This window comes from Candidatus Pantoea gossypiicola, from assembly GCF_008632075.1.
Lineage (GTDB): Bacteria > Pseudomonadota > Gammaproteobacteria > Enterobacterales > Enterobacteriaceae > Pantoea > Pantoea gossypiicola.
Genome location: NZ_VWVM01000031.1, coordinates 19,721 through 28,775 on the forward strand (window position 1 = coordinate 19,721; position 9,055 = coordinate 28,775).

Sequence of the window (9,055 nt, forward strand, 5' to 3'; positions counted from 1 at the left end):
AATCTGCCTTATTTTTCGTCTCCTCCCTAATAAAGTGCCCTTCTGACTCAACTGACCAGTTTTCTGGCCAGTTGGTTATGCTGATGCAGCACGGCTGGCAGTTCAATTCCGGCCAGTTGTCCGTCACGCACCCTGACTTTTCCGTTGATGATGCTGTAAGCGACCTGACCCGGATTACAGAACACCAGAGCGGCGACGGGATCATGCCCTGCCCCGGCAAGACCAAGGCGATTCAGATCAAAGATGGCCAGATCAGCCATCATGCCCGGCGCAATGGTGCCCACGTCGTCGCGATTCAGCACTTTTGCTCCACCCAGCGTCGCCAACTCCAGAGCCTGACGTGCCGTCATCGCATCCGGGCCGAAACCCACGCGTTGCAACAGCATCGCCTGACGTACCTCCGCTATCATGTCTGAGCTGTCATTGGAGGCAGATCCATCTACGCCCATACCGACATGGACACCGGCATCGCACATGTGGCGTATTGGTGCAATGCCCGAACCGAGACGCATGTTTGAACAGGGACAGTGTGCAACGCCGGTTCCGGTGCGTGCAAATAGCTCCATACCATGCTGATCCAGTTTAACGCAGTGTGCATGCCAGACATCCGGTCCTACCCAGCCGAGGTCTTCAACGTACTGTGCTGGCGTCATGTTGAACTTCTCGCGGCTATAACGGATATCGCTGTCGTTCTCTGCCAGATGAGTATGCATTGAGACGTTGAAGCTGCGGGCCAGTGCAGCGGATTGCTTCATCAGTTCACGGCTGACCGAGAACGGTGAACATGGTGCCACCACGATACGTAACATCGAGCCGTGGCTGTCATCGTGATAGCGCTCAATTACACGCTGCGTATCCTTGAGGATGGCGGCTTCATTCTCAACCAGCGAATCGGGCGGCAGGCCACCGAGGGATTTGCCCACACTCATGCTGCCCCGGCTGGCATGGAATCGCATGCCCATCAACGCTGCAGCCTCAATGCTGTCGTCAAGCTTACAGCCGTTAGGATAGACATAGAGATGGTCACTGGTGGTGGTGCAACCGGAGAGCATTAACTCGGCCATCGAAATCTGCGTTGAGATATGAATCATCTCAGGCGTCAGGTTCTGCCACAGTGGGTAGAGGTGGGTAAGCCAGTTGAACAGTTCACCGTTTTGTACCGCAGGAATAGCCCGTGTCAGGCTCTGATACATGTGGTGGTGAGTATTAATCAGGCCAGGTATAACAATATGTCCCTGAAGATCAATAATCTCGTCAGCGCTATCAGGTAACGATCCTGCTTCTCCGACCGCAACGATCTGGTTTCCTTTAATCAGAATACTGGCGTTACGTATTTCCCGACGATCGGCATCCATGCAGACCACGCATTCAGCGTTCTTTAGTAATAACGTTCGTTCCATGCTATTGCCTGTTGGTTGTGAGTGTGTGCTACCCGATAATAGCGGCAGGCTTTTGGCAGAGCTAATAGCAGGTAACGCAGCTAACAGTGGCAGTTTTAAGAGTGACCGGCGTAAACGATCATGATTCTCCATTTTCACGGCACATTTCCTTGTACAGTTATGATAACTCCGGCCTCTACAGACTGGAGCATTCAGGCAACATCGCCTGAAGAGTCGCAGCTTAATCCTCGCCACTCCCTCAATTTGTGAGCACCATCAAATCTGTCCTGCCACAGGCACAAATGGATCAAGTCAGAATAAAAGGCAAAAAAAAACCCCCTGCCGAAGCAGAGGGTTTCCTCAGAAAAAACAATTCTTATTACAGAACCGCTTTCTCGATTACGCGAACCAGGGTCCAGGATTTAGTCTTGGACAGTGGACGGCATTCGCGGATTTCTACCACGTCACCAATTCCACATTCATTGTTCTCGTCATGGATGTGCAGCTTGGTCGTACGTTTGATGAATTTGCCATAGATCGGGTGTTTCACGAAACGTTCGATAGCAACAACTGCAGATTTCTGCATTTTGTCACTTACTACACGACCCTGCAGAGTACGGATTTTATCGGTCATTACGAACCCGCCTTCTCAGTCAGTAAAGTCTTAACGCGTGCAACATCACGGCGAACCTGTTTCAGCAGATGAGTCTGCTGCAGTTGGCCAGATGCTGCCTGCATGCGCAGGTTAAATTGCTCACGCAGCAGATTAAGCAGCTCAGTGTTCAGCTCTTCAACGCTTTTTTCACGCAGCTCAGTTGCTTTCATTACATCACCGTCTTAGTTACAAAGGTGGTTTTGATAGGCAGTTTTGCTGCTGCCAGCTTGAATGCTTCACGGGCCAGCTCTTCTGGTACGCCGTCCATTTCATACAGGACTTTACCAGGCTGGATCAGGGCAACCCAATACTCTACGTTACCCTTACCTTTACCCATACGCACTTCCAGCGGCTTCTCGGTGATCGGTTTGTCCGGGAATACTCGGATCCAGATCTTACCTTGACGCTTAACTGCACGGGTCATAGCACGACGTGCTGCTTCGATCTGACGAGCAGTCAGACGACCACGGCCAACAGCTTTCAGACCGAAAGTACCGAAGCTAACATCCGTACCCTGCGCCAGACCGCGGTTGCGGCCTTTGTGCACCTTACGGAATTTTGTACGCTTTGGTTGTAACATCAGCGACTCTCCTTACTTACGGCCTTTACGCTGCTGCTTTTTAGGTTGAGCAGCCGGTTCCGGTTGTTCAACAGCAGCCATACCACCCAGGATCTCACCTTTGAAGATCCATACCTTAACGCCGATTACACCATAAGTGGTGTGCGCTTCAGAGGTGTTGTAGTCAATGTCAGCACGCAGAGTGTGCAATGGCACGCGACCTTCACGGTACCATTCGGTACGTGCGATCTCAGCGCCACCCAGACGGCCGCTAACTTCAACTTTAATACCCTTCGCGCCAAGACGCATGGCGTTCTGAACTGCACGCTTCATAGCACGACGGAACATCACACGACGCTCCAGCTGTGAAGTGATGCTGTCAGCTACCAGTTTCGCGTCCAGTTCCGGCTTGCGGACTTCGGCGATATTGATCTGTGCAGGAACGCCAGCGATTTTCGCGACGACCGTGCGCAGTTTTTCTACATCTTCGCCTTTCTTACCGATCACGATGCCCGGACGAGCGGTGTGAATAGTCACACGGATGCTCTTCGCTGGACGCTCGATAACGATACGAGAGACAGATGCTTTAGCCAGTTCTTTAGTCAGGAACTGACGTACTTTAAAATCGCTGTCCAGGTTGTCAGCGAATTCGTTGGTGTTCGCAAACCAGGTAGAGTTCCATGGTTTTACAATACCCAGGCGAATACCATTAGGATGTACTTTCTGACCCATTGCTAGTCTCCAGAGTCTCAGCGATCGGACACAACCACAGTAATGTGGCTGGTGCGCTTCAGGATGCGATCTGCACGACCTTTGGCACGCGGCATAATGCGTTTCATGGTCGGACCTTCATCAACGAAAATTTTCGTGATTTTCAGATCGTCGATATCAGCGCCATCGTTGTGTTCGGCGTTAGCAATGGCAGATTCCAGAACTTTCTTGACCAGTACAGCCGCTTTTTTATTGGTGTAGGTCAAAATGTCCAGTGCCTGCGACACTTTCTTACCGCGAATCAGGTCAGCAACAAGGCGAACCTTCTGAGCAGAAGAACGAGCGTGGCGATGTTGAGCTAAAGTTTCCATCTCTTCCTCCTACTTATTTCTTCTTGGCTTTTTTATCAGCCGCGTGACCGCGATAAGTACGTGTCGGCGCGAATTCACCCAGTTTGTGACCAACCATTTCGTCGGAAACAAAGACAGGAACGTGCTGACGACCATTATGGACAGCGATGGTCAAACCGATCATGTTAGGAAAGATCGTTGAACGACGGGACCAAGTGCGCAAAGGCTTCTTGTCACCGCTTTCCACCGCTTTCTCTACCTTCTTCAGCAAGTGCAGGTCAATAAAAGGACCTTTCTTGAGAGAACGTGGCATGGCTTATCCTCTAATATTATTTGCTACGGCGACGTACGATAAATTTATCGGTACGCTTGTTGCTACGGGTCTTCTTACCTTTGGTCTGAACGCCCCACGGAGAAACCGGGTGCTTACCAAAGTTACGACCTTCACCACCACCGTGCGGGTGATCAACTGGGTTCATCGCGGTACCACGAACGGTCGGACGAACACCACGCCAACGGGCTGCACCTGCTTTACCCAGAACGCGCAGCATATGCTCAGCGTTGCCGACTTCGCCCAGTGTTGCGCGGCAGTCTGACTCGACTTTACGCATTTCACCTGAACGCAGACGCAGGGTAACGTAAGAACCTTCACGCGCAACGATCTGCACGTAAGCACCGGCTGAGCGAGCAATCTGACCGCCCTTGCCTGGTTTCATTTCTACGTTATGCACGGTTGAACCCACCGGGATGTTACGCATCGGCAGTGTGTTACCTGCTTTGATCGCAGCATCAACGCCAGATTGGATCTGGTCGCCGGCTTTCAGGCCTTTAGGGGCCAGGATGTAACGGCGCTCGCCATCTTTGTACAGAACCAGTGCGATGTTCGCAGAGCGGTTCGGATCGTACTCAAGACGTTCAACGGTTGCCGGGATACCATCTTTGTTGCGTTTGAAGTCAACAATACGGTAAGCCTGCTTGTGACCACCACCGATATGACGGGTAGTGATACGACCATTGTTGTTACGGCCACCGGATTTGCTGTTTTTTTCTACCAGCGGGGCAAATGGTTTGCCCTTGTGCAGCTCCGCGTTTACCACTTTAACTACATGGCGACGACCCGGAGATGTCGGTTTACATTTAACAACTGCCATTGTCTTTCTCCTCCGACTTACTCAGCGCCGCCAGCGAAGTCCAGATTCTGGCCTTCTTTCAGGGTGACGTAAGCTTTTTTCCAGTCGCTACGACGACCGATACGCTGTCCTTGACGCTTAACTTTGCCCTTAACTACCAGGGTGTTTACGTCTTTAACTTCTACTTCGAACAGTTTCTCAACAGCAGCAACGATTTCTGCTTTGGTCGCGTCATTAGCAACTTTGAGAACGATGGTATTGGTTTTTTCCATCGCGCTAGATGCTTTTTCAGATACGTGCGGCGCGCGCAGTACTTTCAGCAGACGTTCTTCACGGATCATGCCAGCATCTCCTCAACTTGCTTAACTGCATCAGCAGTCATAACGACTTTGTCGAAGGCGATCAGGCTAACTGGGTCGATACCAGATGCATCACGCACGTCAACCTTGTACAGGTTACGCGCAGCCAGGAACAGATTCTCATCCAGTTCACCGGTGATGATCAGCACGTCTTCCAGCGCCATGTCTTTCAGTTTCTGTACCAGCAGCTTGGTTTTCGGTGCTTCTACAGCAAATGATTCGACAACGATCAGACGGTCCTGACGTACCAGTTCGGACAGGATGCTTTTCAGCGCGCCGCGGTACATCTTTTTGTTAACTTTTTGACTGTGGTCCTGCGGCTTCGCAGCAAAGGTCACGCCACCTGAACGCCAGATTGGGCTCTTTACAGAACCTGCACGCGCACGGCCGGTGCCTTTTTGACGCCATGGCTTTTTGCCTGAACCGGTTACTTCGGCGCGGGTTTTCTGCGCGCGAGTACCCTGGCGGGCGCCAGATGCGTAAGCAACAACAACCTGGTGAACCAGCGCTTCGTTGAAATCACGACCGAAGGTAGTTTCGGAAACAGTCAGCGCGCTCTGCGCGTCTTTCAATACTAATTCCATTGCTATCCCCTTACGCCTTCACAGCTGGTTTAACGATCAGGTCGCTACCGGTAGCACCGGGAACTGCACCTTTAACCAGCAGCAGGTTGCGCTCAGCGTCAACACGTACTACGTCCAGACTCTGAACGGTTACGCGCTCATTACCCAGCTGACCTGCCATTTTCTTGCCTTTGAACACTTTGCCCGGAGTCTGGTTCTGACCGATAGAACCCGGAACGCGGTGAGACAAGGAGTTACCGTGAGTTGCGTCCTGGGTACGGAAGTTCCAGCGCTTAACGGTACCGGCGAAACCTTTACCTTTAGAGGTACCGGTTACGTCAACTTTCTTAACGTCAGCGAAAATCTCAACGCTGATGCTCTGACCTACAGAATACTCGTCACCTTCAGCGGTGCGGAATTCCCACAGGCCACGGCCAGCTTCAACGCCAGCTTTAGCAAAATGACCAGCTTCAGGTTTGGTCACACGGTTTGCTTTTTTAGCACCGGTGGTAACCTGAATTGCCTGGTAACCATCGTTTTCCAGGCCTTTGACCTGAGTAACGCGGTTCGCTTCAACTTCGATTACGGTTACTGGGATAGAAACGCCATCTTCAGTGAAGATGCGGGTCATGCCCACTTTTTTACCGACTAAACCAATCATTGTTTCAACCTCTCAATCGCTCGATGACCTGATTAACCCAGGCTGATCTGCACGTCAACACCGGCAGCCAGATCCAGACGCATCAGAGCATCAACCGTTTTTTCAGTTGGCTCAACGATGTCTACCAGACGCTTGTGAGTGCGGATTTCGTACTGATCACGCGCATCTTTGTTAACGTGCGGAGAGATCAGAACAGTAAAACGCTCTTTGCGGGTTGGCAGCGGGATTGGACCACGAACCTGCGCACCAGTGCGCTTGGCGGTCTCAACGATTTCCGCGGTTGATTGATCGATCAGACGATGATCAAACGCTTTAAGACGGATACGGATTCTTTGGTTCTGCATGAGACCAGAGCTCCAAACTTTTTATAGACGAAAAAAATTACTACTCGAGCCCATTACGATTGATGGGAGAGTGTAATCGTTCAGCATATAACTCCCCAATTGGGAGTATTGTCAGGCGGCCTATATTTCAGCCGTCTGCGATTCTGCTCGAATCGCGCCTGCAATATCTGCAGGCCCGCGCATTATACGTAAATCTGTTCAGGAAGCAACCCGTGTTGCGGTTTTCCCTGTTAAAAAGTGGCCGGTTCGTGAGGCACGCGTCGCATTGCACTGCTGCAGAGCGGTTAAATCACAAATTTTTTTGCGAACACGTTTCCGCCGTTATTTATCCATGGGTGACACAGAACGAGAAGCCGATGAAAGTGCTTTTAACCTCTCATCCGGAGCAACATCATGTTACTGATCACTCAATTTGCAGTACTCACTTGCGGAGGCGCACTGGGAAGCTTTCTTTCGCTGGCCTGTATGCGTTTCTCACCCGCCCTATCACCCATTCAATGGTTTGTCGCACTCTGCTTTCCCGGTTCACGGTGTGGTCATTGTCAGCAGCGCTTGCTGTGGCGTGACGTTCTGCCCCTTGTCAGCTGGGCGGGTTTAAAAGGACGATGTCGCTTCTGTCGTCATTCATTCGGCTCAGATAGCTTCATTACTGAATGGCTGATCGCAATCCTTTGCCTGCTGGTGCTGAATAGCTTTGATGGGCCTGAAGACGCTATTTTTATTATCTCTGCCTCAAGTCTGCTGCTACTGATAGCGGTCATTGACCGTCAGCACTTCTGTATACCTGACCCGCTCAGCTATCTGCTGCTCTGGCTGGGATTACTCCACGCCAGCGTGACCGGTAACGAAACAGCGGCGATATGGGGTGCGCTGTCGGGCTACTGTGCATTATGGCTGCTCGCCTGCACTTATCGGCAGGTTCGTGGCTATGAAGGATTAGGTTATGGTGATATGAAGCTTTTCGCGGCATTGGGCGCATGCTGCGGATGGCAGGCATTACCCTGGATTGCACTGGGTAGCACTTTCCTGGCACTTGCGGCAGTTGTAATGCTGCAGCATCGGATGGCAATTCAGGGGAACAGCCCGCTGCCGTTTGGCCCTTTCCTGGCCATTGCGGGCTGGGTAACAATCGTGCTGCAGACCCGATTCACTCTTCTTTAATTTGAGCCTGCAGATAGTTCTGGATACCCATCTTCTGGATCAACTCAAGTTCCGTTTCAATCCAGTCGATGTGATGCTCTTCATCAGCCAGGATTTCAATCATCATGTCACGGCTGATATAGTCATGTACCTTGTCAGCATAAGAGATAGCCTCACGCAGATCTTTAGCGCCTTCCAGCTCCAGATTCAGGTCTGAACTCAGCATTTCCTCAACGTCTTCACCGATACGCAGACGTCCCAGATCCTGAAGATTTGGAATGCCTTCGAGAAAAAGAATGCGTTCAATGTACTTGTCCGCATGCTTCATCTCGTCGATCGATTCGTGATACTCCACATCGTTGAGGCGCGTCAGCCCCCAGTTTTTAAACATGCGCGCATGCAGAAAATACTGATTGATGGCAACCAGTTCATTTCCAAGCAGTTTATTGAGATGACTGATAACTTTGATATCGCCCTTCATTGTTAACCCTCCGCGTCTGCTTTATCAGATCGTAGATGTGATTAAAAAGAAGTCAAAAAAACGCGACAGATATTGTGGGTATTCGCACACGCGGTGTGTCAGGCGATCTCTTTATAGAGTGGTGGATGCTGCATCTCTTCATCCATGATTTCCCGCGCGGCGCGCAGACATTTACCGCACTGTTTGCCGACCGGTACAAAATGACGCAGTTGCTGGATGGATTTGGGCTGATAGCGCCGTACAACTTCACGAAGGGTTTTATCACTGATGGCATTACACAGGCAGACGTACATTCTTTCATCACTCAAGACCATTTTCTGTACACAGTGTAAATGCGAATCGTTTTTATTACAAACCTACCCTTTGCAGGGTTATGACGCTCTTCAGGCAAAAAAAAGAGCACCGAAGTGCTCTTTTCTTTGTGTTGCAGTGGCCGTTTGCACGACCACAGCAGATATCACAATTAAGCGATAACTTTAGCAACAACACCCGCGCCAACGGTACGGCCACCTTCGCGGATTGCGAAGCGCAGACCTTCGTCCATTGCGATTGGGTGGATCAGGGTAACAACCATTTTGATGTTGTCGCCTGGCATTACCATTTCAACGCCTTCTGGCAGCTCTACTGAACCGGTCACGTCAGTGGTACGGAAGTAGAACTGTGGACGGTAGCCCTTGAAGAACGGAGTATGGCGGCCACCTTCGTCTTTAGACAGAACGTATA

At 51.0% G+C, this 9,055-nt stretch carries 16 protein-coding genes; 1 reads left to right on the forward strand and 15 read right to left on the reverse strand.

The genetic code is table 11. The features are described 5' to 3' along the window. Nucleotides 1-47: 47 nt before the first annotated feature. From F3I20_RS22790 to rpsJ, 12 genes are all read right to left on the reverse strand, one after another. Nucleotides 48-1,400, reverse strand: a complete 1,353-nt coding sequence (locus F3I20_RS22790) for an 8-oxoguanine deaminase (protein WP_150015842.1) — start codon at nt 1,398-1,400, stop codon at nt 48-50. Nucleotides 1,401-1,758: 358 nt separating this feature from the next. Continuing rightward, nucleotides 1,759-2,013: a 30S ribosomal protein S17 gene (rpsQ, locus tag F3I20_RS22795; RefSeq protein ID WP_003850147.1), complete on the reverse strand. Its 255-nt coding sequence runs from the start codon at nt 2,011-2,013 to the stop codon at nt 1,759-1,761. Beyond that, the gene (gene rpmC, locus F3I20_RS22800; RefSeq protein WP_003850146.1) at nt 2,013-2,204 is read right to left on the reverse strand and encodes a 50S ribosomal protein L29; all 192 of its coding nucleotides are present in this window, start codon (nt 2,202-2,204) and stop codon (nt 2,013-2,015) included. The genes rpsQ and rpmC overlap by 1 nt, the downstream gene beginning before the upstream one ends. Further along, entirely contained in the window at nt 2,204-2,614 is a 411-nt protein-coding gene (gene rplP / locus F3I20_RS22805) for a 50S ribosomal protein L16 (protein ID WP_002438716.1), read from the reverse strand. Before rplP ends, rpmC begins: the two co-directional genes overlap by 1 nt. Before the next feature lie 12 nt (nt 2,615-2,626). Then, on the reverse strand, nt 2,627-3,325 hold the full coding sequence (gene rpsC, locus F3I20_RS22810) for a 30S ribosomal protein S3 (RefSeq protein WP_008927135.1): 699 nt from the start codon (nt 3,323-3,325) through the stop codon (nt 2,627-2,629). 17 nt (nt 3,326-3,342) lie between these two features. Beyond that, nucleotides 3,343-3,675, reverse strand: a complete 333-nt coding sequence (gene rplV, locus F3I20_RS22815) for a 50S ribosomal protein L22 (protein ID WP_008927136.1) — start codon at nt 3,673-3,675, stop codon at nt 3,343-3,345. 13 nt (nt 3,676-3,688) lie between these two features. Next, nucleotides 3,689-3,967: a 30S ribosomal protein S19 gene (gene rpsS, locus F3I20_RS22820; protein WP_001138115.1), complete on the reverse strand. Its 279-nt coding sequence runs from the start codon at nt 3,965-3,967 to the stop codon at nt 3,689-3,691. A gap of 16 nt (nt 3,968-3,983) precedes the next feature. Further along, nucleotides 3,984-4,805 carry a 50S ribosomal protein L2 gene (rplB, locus tag F3I20_RS22825; RefSeq protein ID WP_150015843.1) on the reverse strand — a complete coding sequence of 274 codons (822 nt, stop codon included), beginning with the start codon at nt 4,803-4,805 and terminating at the stop codon, nt 3,984-3,986. Nucleotides 4,806-4,822: 17 nt separating this feature from the next. After that, nucleotides 4,823-5,125 (reverse strand): 50S ribosomal protein L23, encoded by a 303-nt coding sequence (gene rplW, locus F3I20_RS22830; protein ID WP_003850708.1) that lies wholly within the window; start codon nt 5,123-5,125, stop codon nt 4,823-4,825. Beyond that, complete coding sequence (rplD, locus tag F3I20_RS22835; RefSeq protein ID WP_003850711.1) at nt 5,122-5,727, reverse strand: 50S ribosomal protein L4; 606 nt, start codon at nt 5,725-5,727, stop codon at nt 5,122-5,124. The genes rplW and rplD overlap by 4 nt, the downstream gene beginning before the upstream one ends. A 10-nt stretch (nt 5,728-5,737) precedes the next feature. Then, nucleotides 5,738-6,367: a 50S ribosomal protein L3 gene (gene rplC, locus F3I20_RS22840; RefSeq protein ID WP_006120583.1), complete on the reverse strand. Its 630-nt coding sequence runs from the start codon at nt 6,365-6,367 to the stop codon at nt 5,738-5,740. 32 nt (nt 6,368-6,399) lie between these two features. Continuing rightward, on the reverse strand, nt 6,400-6,711 hold the full coding sequence (rpsJ, locus tag F3I20_RS22845) for a 30S ribosomal protein S10 (protein ID WP_001181005.1): 312 nt from the start codon (nt 6,709-6,711) through the stop codon (nt 6,400-6,402). A 393-nt stretch (nt 6,712-7,104) separates the two neighbouring features. On the opposite strand from rpsJ, the gene F3I20_RS22850 reads away from it, so the two are divergent. Continuing rightward, a complete protein-coding gene (locus F3I20_RS22850) occupies nt 7,105-7,872 on the forward strand; it encodes a prepilin peptidase (RefSeq protein WP_150038667.1) in 768 nt (255 codons plus the stop codon). On the opposite strand, the gene bfr is transcribed toward F3I20_RS22850, so the two are convergent. The 3 genes from bfr to F3I20_RS22865 form a co-directional block, all read right to left on the reverse strand. Further along, a complete protein-coding gene (gene bfr, locus F3I20_RS22855) occupies nt 7,859-8,332 on the reverse strand; it encodes a bacterioferritin (protein ID WP_150038665.1) in 474 nt (157 codons plus the stop codon). The genes F3I20_RS22850 and bfr overlap by 14 nt on opposite strands. Before the next feature lie 98 nt (nt 8,333-8,430). Continuing rightward, entirely contained in the window at nt 8,431-8,625 is a 195-nt protein-coding gene (gene bfd, locus F3I20_RS22860; protein ID WP_009087597.1) for a bacterioferritin-associated ferredoxin, read from the reverse strand. 170 nt (nt 8,626-8,795) lie between these two features. Beyond that, the coding region (locus F3I20_RS22865) for an EF-Tu C-terminal domain-related protein (protein ID WP_482812004.1) at nt 8,796-9,055 on the reverse strand (260 nt) is incomplete at its 5' end.